Genomic DNA, 13,090 nt, shown 5'->3' with positions numbered 1-13,090 from the left:
ATGCTGGCAGGTACCCCCGGTGTCGGCGACGGCGGAGAGTCCGGGGCGATGCGTGCCCGGCGTACCCGGCCGTCACTCGCGGCGAACGGTCACGGCCACGTCGCCGTCGGACACGTCGACGGTCAGCATCGTCGCCTCCGTCGCGGGGTCCGCGCCGGTCGCGCTCCCGGGGTTGAGCAGGCGGACCGTCCGGCCGTTCGCCTCGACCGCCTCGTCGAGCAGCTGGTGGGTGTGGCCGGCGATCCCGACGACCGGCGGCCCGGCCCCCGCACTCTCCGCTTCGTCGGCGACGATGCCGGCGACGCGCTCGCGGTAGTTCCGCACCGCGCCGGTGCCGTGGACGACGACGAACGTCGCGCCGCCCGCCTCCAGGGTCGCCACCGCTGGCAGGTCGAGCGTCACGGGGTCCATGTTCCCGGAGACGGCGGTGAGGTCGTCGGCTAGCTCCGCCACCTCGTCGTGCGCCTCGGCGGCGTCGAAATCGCCCGCGTGGACGACGTGGTCGGCCGCGGCTATCCGGTCGCGGACCCACTCGGGAATCGCGTCAGCCCGCGTCGGCACGTGCGTGTCGCTGACGACGGCTATCTCGGGCATACCCGCACTTCGGGCCGAACCCCGAAAGAAGTTCCCGGTGGCGCGAGTACGCCGGCGTATGACCGACGACGTTGCGGTCCTCCTCCGGAACGGCGGCGACGTACTGCTGTGTCGACGGGACGACGGGACGCCGGACGACGCCGGCGAGTGGGACGTGCCCCGCGCACCGGCCGGCGACGACCCCGAGACGGCGGCCGCGGACCTCGCGGAGCGCGTCGTCGACGACGCGACCCTCGTTCGGAGCGGCCGCGCCGTCGACGCCGACGGCGGCGAAATCAGGCCGTTCCTGTTCGACTGCGACGGGGACACGGTCGAACTCGCGGCGCTCCCCGGCGACCCAGGAGAGACGGTGTGGACGACGCCGACGGAACTGCTCCGTCGCGACGCCGTGGCGGGCGCGTGGCGCGCCTACGAGACCGTCGCGCCGACGGTGCGCTCGGTCGCGGCCGACGACGAGCATGGCTCGGCGTACCTCTCCGTGCGGGCGCTGGAGGTCCTCCGGGACCGCGCCGCGGTGGTCGACGCGGAAGGCGGGGCCGACGACGCGGAACTGCGGGATCTGGCTGCTCGCCTCCGCCGCGCCCGCCCGAGCATGGCGGCGCTGCACAACCGCGTCAACCGTGCCGTCGCCGAGGGCGATGGGACGCCGGCCGGCGTCGAGGCGAGCGCGGACGGCGGGATCGACCGGGCGCGGCGGGCCGACGACGCGGCCGCGAGCGCCGCCGCCGACCGCATCGACGGCGAGCGCGTCCTCACGCTCTCGCGCTCGGGCACCGTCCTCGCGGCGCTCCGCGAGGGGCCGCCCGCCGAACTGTTCGTCGCCGAGTCCCGCCCCGGAAACGAGGGCGTCGGCGTGGCGGCGGCGCTGGCCGAGACGACGAGCGTGACGCTCCACACCGACGCTGCGGCCGCACACGTGCTCGCGAGTGCCGACGTGGACGCCGTGCTGGTCGGCGCGGACACCGTGCTGCCCGACGGACGCGTCGTGAACAAGGTCGGGACCCGTGCCGTCGCGCTCGCCGCGGCCCGGGAGGGCGTGCCGCTGTACGCCGTCGCCGCGAGCGACAAGGTGGCGACTGACGACGAGGTGCCCCTGGAGTCGGGCGACCGCACCGCGGTGTACGACGGCGACGCGCCGGTCGACGTCCGCAACCCGACGTTCGACGTGACGCCGCCGGACCTCGTGGACGCCGTGATCACCGAACGCGGGGCGCTGTCGTCCGATGCGGTGGGGGAGGTGGCCGACGAACTGGGGGACCTGGCAGTGCGAGCGCGGGAGTGAAATTAATCGCTCGGTCTGGAGAAAGCACTGCAGTTGATCGACCACTCATCACGGCGGCGAGAATCGGATGGACTCGCCGGGCGGGCAACTGCATTCCTCGGGCATGGGCAACCGCAGTACAGCGGAGGTGTTCCGGCGTGAGGTTCTGCCCCCACTGTGGCGGCCGGATGAAAACCGAGACGACCCCCGCCGGTATCCCGCGGCGCGTCTGTGAGAACGGCCCCCACCAAGCAGCGGAGGTGAACGCTGGCCCATGAGCGAGGCACAGGACACGCCGAACCCGTCGCTGACGGATGTCTCGACGGACGGACTCGACTTCCGTGCCGAACGCGACCGCCGGACCGAGAGCTGGGAGCGTGCCGACCCCTCCGAGGCGCTCATCGAGCGCGCCTCTCGCTTCGCCTACCGGGTCATGCTGAAGGGTGGCGACGCGCACCTCGTTGCCCTGGCCTACGAGGAAGGCCGCTACGTCGGCCGGTGCGACTGCAAGGGCTTCGAGTACCACGACGGCCCCTGCGCGCACCTCTGCACGCTCCGCAAGGCCGAGTTCATCGACGCCGTCGATGTCGAGTACGTCGACAGCCTCGACGATCAGCACGCTGCCGCGCAGGGGACTGGCGAGGTCTTCGCGGACGGGGGTGTTGCCGATGGCCGATAAGTGTAGGAGCGGTAGTGACCACAGTATCTCTAATGAGGAAATGGGGGCCAACGGAGCGCGGTTGGGAAAACGCTCCGGAGACCCCATTTATAGCTCGGACAGCTACTCATATAAGACTGAGTACCAGGCAGAGATCTGCTCAGTAGACACGGGAACTGAACGGGAGGGTCGGCGATGACGCGCGCACGCACCCGCCCGCTCACGCGAGTCCTCCGCACGCCCCCCGTGGGGGGCGTGCATACGGACTGTGTTTCGCGCCGCCGTCTGCGTATTATCCCGATCATACGAAACGGCGATCGTATGATCGGAGGTGGTGCCTGATGGCCCGGATGGACCACAACCCCGACAGCCGCGTCTCGTTCGGGCTCGACGATGAGTTCGTCGAGGCCCTCGACGAGATCGTCGACGACGAAGGGCACGAGAGCCGGTCGCACCTGCTCCGCGAGCTTGCGTACGGGCGCATCCGTGAGTGGCGCGACGAACCCGTCGACGACGAGACGCACCTCCCGAACGACGACCAGCACCGAGAGGTGTATCTCGCCGCGTTCAGACACTCCAACGAGCGGCTTCGGGTTCACGAGGCTCGCCACTTCGGGCTGATAGCTGAGGATAGCGGCGTCCGCAAGAACAACATCGCGGCCGCCTTCGGACCGCTCCGAGACCGTGGGTTCATCGCCAAGATGGGCCACCCGCCGGACTCTATCAACCCGCCGGATGTCTACCGCGTGAAGCCGCCAGCAGTCGACCCGGACGACTGGACCCACCGCGAGGGCAACGACGAGACCGACGTGTCCGACCTGCTCGAAAGCGCGGGGAAAGGTGCCTGTCTCAGTCACCACTGGCACGACGGCGAGTGTCTAAACTGTGGAGCCGACCGCGACGCCGTCGAGTCGCCCGTCGGGGAGTGTGACTCCTGCGGGGCAACGCTGTACCGTGAGGAAGGGAACCGCTGTGGCAGTTGCGAGGCCGTCATCGAGACGGCGGACCACCGCGCCGACGCGTAACTGCCCCGGCGTAGGAACTACTCTTTTCGGAGGTTCGTGACGGTCATCAGGTCGGTCAGGTGCTCGGTCTCGAAGTCGGAATCCGCAACCACGAGTTCGCTGCCTGTCGTCCGCGCAGTCGCCGCGATGAGGAGGTCCCGCTGTGCCAGCCGCTGTCCGTCGTCCATCAGCCTGTCTTGGATCCGTCCAGCTTCCAGCGCGATCTGCTCGGTCAGGTCGAGCGCCCGGACGCCGTCGAACTCCTGCCGAACCCCCGTTACGTCGGTCGTTCCCGACCCGAGTTCGCCGTCCACGACCTCGTAGACACAGAGCGTCGACGTGAACCAGGGCTGACTGCAGTCTTCGAGGTATGCGACGGTGTCTGGGACGCCGTTGAGCAGGTCGATAATGACCGAAGAATCGAGGAACGTCACCGTTCGAAGCTCTCCCGGGATTCCTTCACTCGCTCCCGCGCTCGCTCGGCGGTTTCGTCGTCCCAAGCGCCGATGTTGACCGGCTGTTCGCTGTCGGCAAGGCGGTCGATAAGCTCGTCAAACGTCTCGTCGTCCCGTTTCAGCCGCTCCAGCTTCGATTTCGTGTCATCGGACACCCGGATTGAGGTCCCCATATGTATACAGTCTGCATACAGGCTCAACAGCCTTTCGCCGCCAAGGTCCTGCCGTGTACCAGCATCGCACTACGAGTCGGACTCCTCGGCGCTCTCGGCCGCTTCTTGGAGCGCCTCGGACTCTTCCATCCCCGGCGGCGGCCGGTACGGGAGCCGGTCGAGCATCGCCCGGCCGAACCCGCGGAACCGCTCCTGTGCGTAGTACGCGGGGCACGACGCCCCGGCGAGGAACGCGGCCAGCACGAGCGCGAACACCTGCGGGTCCGGGAGTTGGGGCAGTTCGATTACCACGGGACCGTGGCCTCCCGAACGTTCCCGTTTGAGTCCTTCCCGCGGAGCCGGAACGCCCCGGCGCTTTCGTCCATCTCGACGGTCAACTCGCCGTTTTGGAGGTTGCTGTCCGTGACCGTGTCGCGTGTCCCTCCAAAGACTAGCTGGTCTGCACCGATACGGGCGAGTCCGGGCGTCCCTACAGTTGTCCCGGACCCGATGGCGATGGCCTCCGTGGCTCCTTTTGTGACTTCTGAGCCGGAGCCGATTGCGATACCGTCCGGTGCGGGCTCGAAGCCGTGGGGGCTGTTGCCGAACACCGATGATGCCTTCCCGATTGCGACGCTCCCGTCTGCGTCCGCCTCGGCAGAGATACCGACACCCGTTGCATCTGCGCCGTCTGTCGTCGTACTACTACCAATGGCAACCGCCCCCGATGGCTTGGCCCACGCCGAATTGCCGATCGCGACGGATTTCGTCCCGGTTGCATCCGATGCTGGCCCGATCCCTACCGCTTGCTGTCCTGCGACCATTCCATCCCCGATGGCGACGGGATCATACCCATCGCCGGTCGCTCCGTTCCCGATGACGACAGCGCCATTCCCGTCTTTCGTGTGCTCCGCCACCGCTTCAGGCACAACCACGGGCGGCCCGAGGTCGACGGTCGGCGGGTCCGGATTGAACCGGGTCATGACCACGCCTCCAGTTGTACCGTCGGGTCACTCTCTGCACTATCCGCCCGCGAGAGCCACACGTACCGTGTCGAGGCCGGGATCGACGCGATAGGCGAGACGCCCGACGTGTACGTGATGGTTCGATTCGACTGATCCGACTGCTTGAACGCGACGGCGATGTCGTCGTCGAACCGGAGGTCGATCGACTCCGCGATGAACCCCAGATCGACGCGTTCGCCGTCTCCATCCAGAGTGACGGTATCGGCGTAGTATTCGGCAGTCTGTGCGGACTCGCCGACATCGTTCTCGTGGTAGTCGTCACCGGACTGGGCCTGCACTTCGAGCAGGGACTCCTCCCGGAGTTCCAGCAGCAGCGCCGCGAGTAGCCGGTCGGTATCCGACTGAGCGATGTCGTCCGTCCACGAGGTCGCTCCGAGCCCGTACAGCGAGAGCAGCTGCTCCGTGACGCTGTTCGGACCGACGCTGGTGGGCTGGGAGTCACTCACGGGGCTCACCTCCGTCCGTGCGGGCCTCGATGGCCCGTTCGTTGGCCTTGCTCCGCTTGTCGATCCGTTCGACGCGGCCGATCAGGCCGTCGTCCTGCTCAACATCAGGTTCACCTCGGAGGATCCGAAGTGCCTGATGAGCATCCTGGCGGATGCCCCGGACGTAGTAGAGCCCGACAGCGCCGATAGCCGTGAGCGGGCCGCTGCCGTCAAGCAGCGCGGCCACGAGCGCCTTCAGGGCCACTTCCGCAGTCATGCGCCCACCCCCACAGTGAACAGTTGCCCGAGCACGTACACCGCGCCGAGCCCGCCGATGCCGAGGGCGAGAAGCTTCAGGTCCCGCCCCCAGTTGTCGGGGTTCGTCGGGTCGTTCGAGTCGGGATTGCGCCACTCGATGCCGGTACCCCACCCGCTCGACATGTCGCCGAGGTCGGCGGGGTCCCACGACGGCCCCCACAGGTCGGCGGAGTCACCCTCGCCGCCCCAAGTGCCCTCGTAGTCGAACAGGGTGTCGTAGATGCCCCGCTCGACTGTGCCCGGCTGAAGGACGAAGTCGCTCCGTTCGTCGCCCGTGAAGAAGTCGCCGAACCCACCGCCCTCCTCGTCGTCGAACTGGCGGCCGATGGACTCGTCGACCGAGCCTGCAAGGTGGTCGCCAACACCGGCGACCCCGTCGTAGGCCTCCCCGGCCACGTCGCCGAGGCCGCCGAAGTCGACCGTCGCCATCTACGCACCACCTCCCGGCGGACCGTTCGCGGCCGCCGCTGCGGGCGCGGCCGCTGCACCGTCGCCACCGACGACCGAGAGGCCGACCAGCACGGCCGCGAGCGCTCCCGCGCCCAGAAGGACGGTCCGCGTGTCGACGCCGCTCATCACGCCATCGAGCGCCGTAGCGACCGCGCCGGGACCGGACCGGTTGTCCGCCGTGGTCACGTCGACACCGCCCTCGGGGTCGCCAGGATTGTCGACCACAGTGCCGTGGTCACCCGTCTCGGTCCTGAGACCGCCTTCGTCGGTCAGTTCGGTGTTGCGTTCGTCCACGTCGCCGTGTTTGTCCTCGATGTCGCTGATCTGCTCGGACTGAGTCGGCCCCTCACGCTCGGCGGCACGGACGTAGCCGGACGGGATCTCGCCTGCCGCCCCGTCACCGTCGCCGCCAAAGTCCGTCGACCCGTCGGAGATGTCGCTCTCCGTGTACGGGTCCATCGCGGCGTCGATCCGGTCTTGCCACGCCTCGGAACCGGGTTCGGGGAGGTCATCGCTCACGCCGCCATCACCCCCGTCACGATGCCCGCGAGCCACGCGGCCCCGGCCACGAGGTTGAGGCTGGCCGCGAGCAGGAACACGTCCTCTTCGGCCATCCACTCGGGCAGCAGCGACCGGATAACCGACTCCGGATCGGACGTGCTCGAAGGCGTCGACTGGTTGGTCGCCCCGACCTCGTGCGGGGCCGTGTCAGAGAGACCACCGAAGCCCTGCATCGGGGATCACCCCATCGACCCGATGTTTGCGGCGTCCTCCTTGACCGCGGGGAGGAGCCCCTCGACGCGCTGCTCGGTCTGGAACTTGGGCAGCGATACCAGGGCGTTCGGGGCCTCCGTGTCCGTCGTCGCCAGTATGACCCTGTACGGAGCCTTGACCGCGATCTCGATGGTCGACTTCCGCGGGATGTACCGCTCCATGTCGCTCCCACTCACGTCGAAGTTGAGCGACTGTTCGATCTGGTCGCGGGTGTGCAGGATCGCCGTGTTCTGCGCCCAGAGCTTCTGACGGATGTTGACGCGGCCGTCGCTGACGACCTTGCGGATCTCGACCTCGGCGGGAGTCCGCGGCACGTAGTACGCGACCAAGTCCTCGGCGGTGCCGCTGTCGGTGTACGTGAACGAGTCAGCGGAGTAGTCGACTGAGTCCGCCTGCACACGTTCCGGGGTGTCGCCCGCCACACTATAGAGAACGAGCGCCTCGGTCGACGGAGTCTCCGCTATCGCGTGCTGGAGGTTGAACGTCTCCTGCGACCCGTTCCCCGAGGTGGTGAACATCTCCGATGTCGTGAGCGCCAGCTGAAGGTCGGCGTCGGGGTCGTCGCGGAGCGCGACCGCACGCTCGACCTGCAGCGTCATGATGACCGACATCTCGCCGGTCGTATTGAGTTGCCCGGCATCTCCTATACCGTTACTTACCTGCGGGTCGAAGTCGTCCCGAGCGAACGCACCGGGCGTCCATCCCGACCCGCGGAGCCGCTGCTTGAGCGACTTCATTCGATGTCGACCTCCTCGACCGCGCTCTGTTCGAGGTAGAACTCGCACGCTGCCGGGTCGACCTGCTTGGTGGACTTCACGAGGAGATACGCCTCGTCGATGTCGCGGACCTCCAGCGACGACGAGCCCAGTACGTGCTTGACGCTGTCGATGTTGTCGGTGTCCTGCTGCTGGGTGATGGACTTCTTGAGGTAGCTCTGGATGGTCTGGAACTCCTCGGAAACGACGTTGATGTTCTTGTCGGTCGGGCTCTTGTACCCGATGGCGACGGTCGTGTTGATAGGAAGCGGGTTGCCGTCCGTGTCCACGAACTTCCCGTAGATCGGCAGCCCGGTCTTCTCGCCCATCGCCACGTTGTTGAGCAGTCGGAGGCCGACGCCGTCCTCCGGGGAGATGACCATCACGGGCGTTAGCTGGCCCGGAACGTTCTGCGTGGCCTGGACGTACTCGCTCGACTCACCCAGAGCGCTGTAGAGGTTGGTCCCCATCAGAACTCACCCCCGAGCAGGGAGACGCCGAAGCGGTTGATGAGCCGGTCGACGACGTTGACGGCCGAGCCGGCGGCCATGACCTTCTCGTCGACGTACCAGAACGCCGCGCCGGTTGCGACGCCGTACGCCTCGTCGGGGATGCCCTGGTAGTCGGCGTAGTTCTCGACACCGGTACGGAGAACGTTCGGCGCGACGAAGCCGCCGGCGACGGCGGCCACGTTGATCGCTGCTTCCTGATTACTCAGCCGGTCGAACGCGCTGGCGAATTTCATTGCCATTGCGCTCTAAACGTGAGGTACAGGCCGTGATGGGGCTTCGCGCGGCAGCCGACGCCGGCCCGCGGCGGGCCGCGTCAGGCTGCCGTCACTCCGCCGAGCGGGCCCGTTCCCACTCGTCCATCAGCTCATCCATGACCGCGGTCTTGTCGACGGCGTGGCCGCGGCGCTTCTCGATGGACTCCCAGATCTCGCTGAACCGCTCGGCGCGACCGGAACGGAGCGTCAGGTCCTCTCGTGTTCTCATCTTAGTCCTCGAACGGGTGCTTGATTCGCTTCCTATCGCTACCGTAGTGGGTCGACTGCAGCTCCCACTGGCGGGAGTCGACGCGTCTGAGGGTGGTGTCGTCGCTGTAGATCCACTCCGAGCCGACCGTGTGCCCGGCGTCGTCAGTATGGCGCCGTAGCGTGAGCGGTTCGCCGTCGACGAGCAACTGGTCGGGGAGCGGCACGTCGACGCGGTCGGCGGTCGACTGGTGGACTTCGACGGGGTACTCGACACTCTCGATCTTTCCGAGGTCCGCCGGGGAGCGGAACCCTCCCAGAAGGCTCGACTGGCACTGCGAAACGATGTCCTCGTCGAGCTTCGCCCACCGCTGGGTGACCCAGACGACGATCATGCCGTCGCCGTGCCACGTCGTCGCCAGTGTGTCGTAGGCGTTCGGGTAGCTCCCTCGCTGGGGGGCAAGCCGGTGGGCCTCGTCGATGACGATGAACACCGTCTCGTCACGCTGGGAGAGCGCGACGAGAAGCGGCGCGATAGCCTCGCGCCATTGTTCGTCCGTGCAGCCCTTCCGGGCCAGTTGGAGGCTGCCGGAGCCGTCGAGGATGCGGTGCCAGTCGTCGATGTCGAGGTTCGTCGTTCCCGGCGGGACGGTGAGCCGCTGGAGAAGGCCGCTCTCGACGAGACCGCCGAACTCGTCCTTGTAGTCGACCATGATGACGCGGTCGACCTCCGGCGCGTTGCGCTCGGTGTAGGCCTGCGCGCCGTAGGACTTCCCCCAGTTCGTCTTCGCGCCGAACGCCGTGTTCATCCGTCCAGCTCGTCGGCGGCCGCGTCGGCCGTCTCCTGGGCGCGCTCGAAGCCCCCGGCGACGACGGCCTCCATCGTTTCCTCGACGCGGTCCTCGTCCCAGTCGACGACCAGGGAGACGAACTCGTCGAAACTGTCGAGGCCGTAGCGCGTGCGGACGTAGGCGGTCGCCAGTTCGCGGTCGTCGCCCTCGATGTCCTCGTCACGGAGGCGTTCGGCCCACTTCTGGGCGAGCGCGTCCGGGTCGGCACCGACGAACTCGGCCGCCTCCTCGCTTCTATCGACCGGCGCGAGGCGCTCGACGTACCACGACGGGAATTCGCCGGAGATGACTGCCAGCGCCAGTTCCTGTAGGACTGCCTTCCGGTCCTCGGCGGTGGGGATCTCCTCGACGCCGTCGACGCCGTCGACCGCGTCGGCGACGCCCTGGACGGACTCGACGGTCTCCTCTTCGATCTCGGTGAAGATGTCGAGGATCGCCTCGAACTGGTCGGACTGGACGAACTGGCGGGCCATCTGCTGTTTCATCGGGTTGCTCATGTTGCGGCCTCCATCGCGTTGCTGGCGAGTTGGCTGTCGGACGCGGCGACGCTCATGGCGAACATCGCGGTGCCGACGAGGATGCCCTGCGCGGGCGTCATCTCCGCGCCGCCGTGCTCGGCGGCCCACTGGTCGACGTAGGCGTCGAGGTCGCACTGCCGGGCCATCATCGCGTACTGGTCCATCGTGGTCTCGAAGTCGCCTACGCCCTCCCCGTACTCCTGTTTGGCGACTGTCGCTCCCATTCCGAGGGCGTTGCAGTACACGTCGCCGAGCGAAACGTCAGCGTCCGCTGCCGGTGAGGGGGCCGGCGAGGCGTCGTCGTCCCTGCTTTCTTCGTCGTCCGCTTCCTCGTCCGTGTCGGCGTCGGCGACCTGCTCGGCTACGTCGTCAGGCACCTCGACCATGTCCTCGTCGTCGAGGTCGGGGCCGTCCGCGTCGTCAGGGGCCGCCGGTTCCGTCTGCTCCTCGGGCTCGGGGTCCGCCCCTTCGACCTCCTCCTCGAGATCGTCGTCGCTCACTGGAGCCCACCCCCGTCACGGGAGATCGGGCCGCTCGGGTCGGGGCTCTGTTCGGTCGGGTTGTCGACCTCGACGCTGTCGGTCCCTTGGTCCGGTTCGCCACCGAGGAAGATCGCGGCGAGGCCGACAGCGGCCCCCGCTGTAGCGACTGCGACCCAGGGGATACCCCCCTTGCTCGACCCCTTCCGAGGGGGGTCGGAGGGGTCGCCGTTCCCCTTGCCGTCCCTGCCTTCGACCCCTTGGCCGCTGCCTGTGCCCCACTGGTCGCTCACGTCGTCGCTCATGTCGTCGGTGTCCTCCGTTTCAAGCCCCCCTTCAGGGGCCTCGGTTTCGCCTTCCGTCCCTCCCTTCTGGGGGTCGTCAGTCGCGGTCGTCTCGGATCCACCCCCTTCAGCCCCCTCGGAGGGGCCTTCACCCCCCTCGCCAGGGGGGTCGGCGGGTGGGTCGTCGTTCCCATCGCCGTCCCCGGCTTCGAGGGGGGTCGTCTCCCCCTTCTTCCGGGCTTCACGGTGGGCGTCGTCGCTCATCGCGTTGATGTGGCCCTGGACCGACTCTTTCGAGTCGAAAGGGGGGTCGTCGCTTCGCTGTCTGTGCCTTTCGCACCCCTCGACGGGGCAAAAGTAGCCGGTTGTCATGTGTTCCAGTCGATGTCGTCGGGCGTGAGTTTCCGGTCGCCCAGCTCCTCGAACGCGGTTCGGTCGCGGCCGAACTGGCGGTTGATCTCGTTGATGGCCGCCGCGGCCTCCTTGGACTCCGAGATAGCGATCTGGTACTGCTGCCAGAGCTTGTTCTTGAGGCCGTAGACGTAGCCGGGCACCTCGTCGGAGTCGTCGAGGATCGCGTCGACCTCGGCCTCGGAGAGCCCGCACTGCTCGGAGAGGAACTCGCAGGCCTCCGCGTCGCCGTGTTCGCAGTGGTCGGCGGCGTGGTCGCACTGACCGTCGAGGTGCTGCTCGACTTCGGAGAGGCGCTCGTCGGTCGAGATCTCCGCGTCGAGGCGCTTGCCGCCCCCTTCGGTGGCCGCTCGTTCGGCCACGTCGCGGTGCTCGTCGACGGTGAGAGTCGGGTCGTAGTGCGCGACCCAGTCGGAGACGCCCGCGTCGAGCATCAGCCCCTTCACCGAACGGGCGTGCGGCACCGACGCGCGGCCCTCGGAGAAGTCGATCCGTTGCTTCTCGTGTTCCTCTAAGGGGGCCTGCCCGCCCCTGCTGGCGTGCTCGTCGCGGCTGCTTCCGGCCTTGATTGCCGCTTCATCGAGCACGCGCTCGGGGGCGTCGGGGGCGATGGTGACCGTCTTCTTGCGGCGGTCGTCCTTGCTGCAGAGATGCTCCTCGTGGTCGTCGCGGAACGCGTTGGCCGCGCTTCGGTCGCCGAATTCTACCTCAGGCATCCGGGGATCCGAACACCTCCACGCGGCCCTGGTCGTTGGTGACCATGTCGGAGAAAGGGGTATGGGTGGGGGTAAAGGGCCGACCGTATGGGGGGTCGTCTCCCCAGTCGTCTCACCATTTTTACCCCTGCCGTGCGTTGGTTGTTGTGTATGTCGGGAGCGATGACCGCACAACGTAGGGCCGCGCAAGCGGTGGTTGACGATAGTGCTGTGACGCCGTTCGGGACGTGTTCGGCGCAGTGCCGGAGCGGGTCGATCTACGGCGTCATCCCATCAGAAATACGCGATACGCACGGCCTGGAGCAAGGGTCGACGCTGGCTGTGGGGTATCACGCGGAGACCGGGACAGTGTTGTTGACGCCGGTAGGAAAGAACGAGGACGTACCCTGGCTGAGTTCGTAGTCTCCGGCAGATTTCAGGTTTTTTGCCGAGGGTCTCTGCTATGGGTCGGGCCAAGGCCGGAAGTCTTCTCGATGGATAGGATTTCTCTCACTGTGGTCATGCTCGTTCAATACATGGTTCGCAACTTGGCGGCACTCCACTGGATTATTCGTTGAGCATGTAACCACGAGTTGTGACTTCTCTCTATTCACTGATTCAATCAACTCGTGTTCCATGATCCGTTCTTCTAACGTCCGAACACGGCCAGTCTGCTTCTCAGATATCGTCAGATAATATGGTGGTACAGAATGTTCTACCACTCTATCTGCGTGGTCATTAACCCGATTTGAAATGAATGATATTTTGGATCGCCTTTTCAGAACGCTGAAACTATTTAGACCTGCCCTGACCTGAACATTGCGGGAATGATTCCTACTCATCGCCCCTGATGTAACTCTGTACTGGACATGCCGAGGATCAAGTTGCTCAATTGCTTCGCGTATCCCCGCTCGTTTCTGGGATCGATAAGACATCCCTGACACCACGAGTGTCAATACAATTAGCCATCCTTGAAGACCGAGAATAGAATCCAATTCGGCTAGGGGA

At 66.9% G+C, this 13,090-nt stretch carries 22 protein-coding genes; 3 read left to right on the top strand and 19 right to left on the bottom strand.

Translation table 11 applies throughout. The features are described 5' to 3' along the window. Positions 1 to 72: 72 nt before the first annotated feature. Entirely contained in the window at positions 73 to 594 is a 522-nt protein-coding gene (locus tag D8896_RS14750) for a metallophosphoesterase family protein (protein ID WP_121822877.1), read from the bottom strand. A 58-nt stretch (positions 595 to 652) separates the two neighbouring features. Here D8896_RS14750 and D8896_RS14745 point away from each other — a divergent pair, with 58 nt between their 5' ends. The 3 genes from D8896_RS14745 to D8896_RS14735 all read left to right on the top strand — a co-directional run bounded on the left by D8896_RS14745 (position 653) and on the right by D8896_RS14735 (position 3,538). Continuing rightward, positions 653 to 1,876 carry an initiation factor 2B gene (locus D8896_RS14745; protein WP_121822876.1) on the top strand — a complete coding sequence of 408 codons (1,224 nt, stop codon included), beginning with the start codon at positions 653 to 655 and terminating at the stop codon, positions 1,874 to 1,876. Positions 1,877 to 2,129: 253 nt separating this feature from the next. Further along, positions 2,130 to 2,534 (top strand): hypothetical protein, encoded by a 405-nt coding sequence (locus D8896_RS19760; protein ID WP_205596838.1) that lies wholly within the window; start codon positions 2,130 to 2,132, stop codon positions 2,532 to 2,534. A 320-nt stretch (positions 2,535 to 2,854) separates the two neighbouring features. Further along, entirely contained in the window at positions 2,855 to 3,538 is a 684-nt protein-coding gene (locus tag D8896_RS14735) for a ribbon-helix-helix domain-containing protein (protein WP_205596837.1), read from the top strand. A 17-nt stretch (positions 3,539 to 3,555) separates the two neighbouring features. Here D8896_RS14735 and D8896_RS14730 read toward each other — a convergent pair whose 3' ends face one another. The 18 genes from D8896_RS14730 to D8896_RS14650 all read right to left on the bottom strand — a co-directional run bounded on the left by D8896_RS14730 (position 3,556) and on the right by D8896_RS14650 (position 12,103). Then, entirely contained in the window at positions 3,556 to 3,951 is a 396-nt protein-coding gene (locus tag D8896_RS14730; protein WP_121822874.1) for a PIN domain-containing protein, read from the bottom strand. Further along, a complete protein-coding gene (locus tag D8896_RS14725) occupies positions 3,948 to 4,145 on the bottom strand; it encodes a DUF7557 family protein (RefSeq protein WP_121822873.1) in 198 nt (65 codons plus the stop codon). The genes D8896_RS14730 and D8896_RS14725 overlap by 4 nt, the downstream gene beginning before the upstream one ends. A 69-nt stretch (positions 4,146 to 4,214) precedes the next feature. Next, entirely contained in the window at positions 4,215 to 4,436 is a 222-nt protein-coding gene (locus D8896_RS14720; RefSeq protein ID WP_121822872.1) for a hypothetical protein, read from the bottom strand. Beyond that, entirely contained in the window at positions 4,430 to 5,107 is a 678-nt protein-coding gene (locus D8896_RS14715) for a hypothetical protein (RefSeq protein WP_121822871.1), read from the bottom strand. The genes D8896_RS14720 and D8896_RS14715 overlap by 7 nt, the downstream gene beginning before the upstream one ends. Continuing rightward, positions 5,104 to 5,595 (bottom strand): hypothetical protein, encoded by a 492-nt coding sequence (locus D8896_RS14710; RefSeq protein ID WP_162991588.1) that lies wholly within the window; start codon positions 5,593 to 5,595, stop codon positions 5,104 to 5,106. The genes D8896_RS14715 and D8896_RS14710 overlap by 4 nt, the downstream gene beginning before the upstream one ends. Further along, on the bottom strand, positions 5,588 to 5,851 hold the full coding sequence (locus tag D8896_RS14705) for a hypothetical protein (protein ID WP_121822869.1): 264 nt from the start codon (positions 5,849 to 5,851) through the stop codon (positions 5,588 to 5,590). Before D8896_RS14705 ends, D8896_RS14710 begins: the two co-directional genes overlap by 8 nt. Continuing rightward, entirely contained in the window at positions 5,848 to 6,321 is a 474-nt protein-coding gene (locus D8896_RS14700; protein ID WP_121822868.1) for a hypothetical protein, read from the bottom strand. The genes D8896_RS14705 and D8896_RS14700 overlap by 4 nt, the downstream gene beginning before the upstream one ends. Continuing rightward, the gene (locus D8896_RS14695) at positions 6,322 to 6,861 is read right to left on the bottom strand and encodes a hypothetical protein (protein WP_121822867.1); all 540 of its coding nucleotides are present in this window, start codon (positions 6,859 to 6,861) and stop codon (positions 6,322 to 6,324) included. Further along, complete coding sequence (locus D8896_RS14690; RefSeq protein WP_121822866.1) at positions 6,858 to 7,076, bottom strand: hypothetical protein; 219 nt, start codon at positions 7,074 to 7,076, stop codon at positions 6,858 to 6,860. The genes D8896_RS14695 and D8896_RS14690 overlap by 4 nt, the downstream gene beginning before the upstream one ends. A 6-nt stretch (positions 7,077 to 7,082) precedes the next feature. Continuing rightward, entirely contained in the window at positions 7,083 to 7,853 is a 771-nt protein-coding gene (locus D8896_RS14685) for a hypothetical protein (protein WP_162991587.1), read from the bottom strand. Continuing rightward, positions 7,850 to 8,341, bottom strand: a complete 492-nt coding sequence (locus D8896_RS14680) for a hypothetical protein (protein WP_121822864.1) — start codon at positions 8,339 to 8,341, stop codon at positions 7,850 to 7,852. Before D8896_RS14680 ends, D8896_RS14685 begins: the two co-directional genes overlap by 4 nt. Further along, complete coding sequence (locus tag D8896_RS14675; protein WP_162991586.1) at positions 8,341 to 8,622, bottom strand: hypothetical protein; 282 nt, start codon at positions 8,620 to 8,622, stop codon at positions 8,341 to 8,343. The genes D8896_RS14680 and D8896_RS14675 overlap by 1 nt, the downstream gene beginning before the upstream one ends. 85 nt (positions 8,623 to 8,707) lie before the next feature. After that, entirely contained in the window at positions 8,708 to 8,866 is a 159-nt protein-coding gene (locus D8896_RS19520; protein ID WP_162991585.1) for a hypothetical protein, read from the bottom strand. A 1-nt stretch (position 8,867) separates the two neighbouring features. Further along, entirely contained in the window at positions 8,868 to 9,653 is a 786-nt protein-coding gene (locus D8896_RS14670; RefSeq protein WP_121822862.1) for a P-loop NTPase family protein, read from the bottom strand. Beyond that, positions 9,650 to 10,192, bottom strand: a complete 543-nt coding sequence (locus D8896_RS14665; protein ID WP_121822861.1) for a hypothetical protein — start codon at positions 10,190 to 10,192, stop codon at positions 9,650 to 9,652. The genes D8896_RS14670 and D8896_RS14665 overlap by 4 nt, the downstream gene beginning before the upstream one ends. Continuing rightward, positions 10,189 to 10,713, bottom strand: coding sequence for a hypothetical protein (locus D8896_RS14660; protein WP_121822860.1), 525 nt, complete (start codon positions 10,711 to 10,713; stop codon positions 10,189 to 10,191). Before D8896_RS14660 ends, D8896_RS14665 begins: the two co-directional genes overlap by 4 nt. Continuing rightward, complete coding sequence (locus D8896_RS14655) at positions 10,710 to 11,348, bottom strand: hypothetical protein (protein WP_121822859.1); 639 nt, start codon at positions 11,346 to 11,348, stop codon at positions 10,710 to 10,712. The genes D8896_RS14660 and D8896_RS14655 overlap by 4 nt, the downstream gene beginning before the upstream one ends. Then, positions 11,345 to 12,103, bottom strand: a complete 759-nt coding sequence (locus tag D8896_RS14650; protein WP_121822858.1) for a hypothetical protein — start codon at positions 12,101 to 12,103, stop codon at positions 11,345 to 11,347. The genes D8896_RS14655 and D8896_RS14650 overlap by 4 nt, the downstream gene beginning before the upstream one ends. Positions 12,104 to 13,090: the final 987 nt, after the last annotated feature.

The organism is Halostella salina, assembly GCF_003675855.1.
GTDB classification, from domain to species: Archaea; Halobacteriota; Halobacteria; order Halobacteriales; family Natronoarchaeaceae; genus Halostella; species Halostella salina.
The sequence above is the reverse complement of the archived record's forward strand: the minus strand, read 5'-3'. Positions and strand labels throughout refer to the sequence as shown.

Bases quoted from the DNA above. Each gene is read 5' to 3' on its own strand.
- D8896_RS14750 (WP_121822877.1), bottom strand. From the start codon at position 594: ATGCCCGAGATAGCCGTCGTCAGCGACACGCACGTGCCGACGCGGGCT.
- D8896_RS14745 (WP_121822876.1), top strand. From the start codon at position 653: ATGACCGACGACGTTGCGGTCCTCCTCCGGAACGGCGGCGACGTACTG.
- D8896_RS19760 (WP_205596838.1), top strand. From the start codon at position 2,130: ATGAGCGAGGCACAGGACACGCCGAACCCGTCGCTGACGGATGTCTCG.
- D8896_RS14735 (WP_205596837.1), top strand. From the start codon at position 2,855: ATGGCCCGGATGGACCACAACCCCGACAGCCGCGTCTCGTTCGGGCTC.
- D8896_RS14725 (WP_121822873.1), bottom strand. From the start codon at position 4,145: ATGGGGACCTCAATCCGGGTGTCCGATGACACGAAATCGAAGCTGGAG.
- D8896_RS14715 (WP_121822871.1), bottom strand. From the start codon at position 5,107: ATGACCCGGTTCAATCCGGACCCGCCGACCGTCGACCTCGGGCCGCCC.
- D8896_RS14705 (WP_121822869.1), bottom strand. From the start codon at position 5,851: ATGACTGCGGAAGTGGCCCTGAAGGCGCTCGTGGCCGCGCTGCTTGAC.
- D8896_RS14700 (WP_121822868.1), bottom strand. From the start codon at position 6,321: ATGGCGACGGTCGACTTCGGCGGCCTCGGCGACGTGGCCGGGGAGGCC.
- D8896_RS14690 (WP_121822866.1), bottom strand. From the start codon at position 7,076: ATGCAGGGCTTCGGTGGTCTCTCTGACACGGCCCCGCACGAGGTCGGG.
- D8896_RS14685 (WP_162991587.1), bottom strand. From the start codon at position 7,853: ATGAAGTCGCTCAAGCAGCGGCTCCGCGGGTCGGGATGGACGCCCGGT.
- D8896_RS14680 (WP_121822864.1), bottom strand. From the start codon at position 8,341: ATGGGGACCAACCTCTACAGCGCTCTGGGTGAGTCGAGCGAGTACGTC.
- D8896_RS14675 (WP_162991586.1), bottom strand. From the start codon at position 8,622: ATGGCAATGAAATTCGCCAGCGCGTTCGACCGGCTGAGTAATCAGGAA.
- D8896_RS19520 (WP_162991585.1), bottom strand. From the start codon at position 8,866: ATGAGAACACGAGAGGACCTGACGCTCCGTTCCGGTCGCGCCGAGCGG.
- D8896_RS14670 (WP_121822862.1), bottom strand. From the start codon at position 9,653: ATGAACACGGCGTTCGGCGCGAAGACGAACTGGGGGAAGTCCTACGGC.
- D8896_RS14665 (WP_121822861.1), bottom strand. From the start codon at position 10,192: ATGAGCAACCCGATGAAACAGCAGATGGCCCGCCAGTTCGTCCAGTCC.
- D8896_RS14655 (WP_121822859.1), bottom strand. From the start codon at position 11,348: ATGACAACCGGCTACTTTTGCCCCGTCGAGGGGTGCGAAAGGCACAGA.
- D8896_RS14650 (WP_121822858.1), bottom strand. From the start codon at position 12,103: ATGCCTGAGGTAGAATTCGGCGACCGAAGCGCGGCCAACGCGTTCCGC.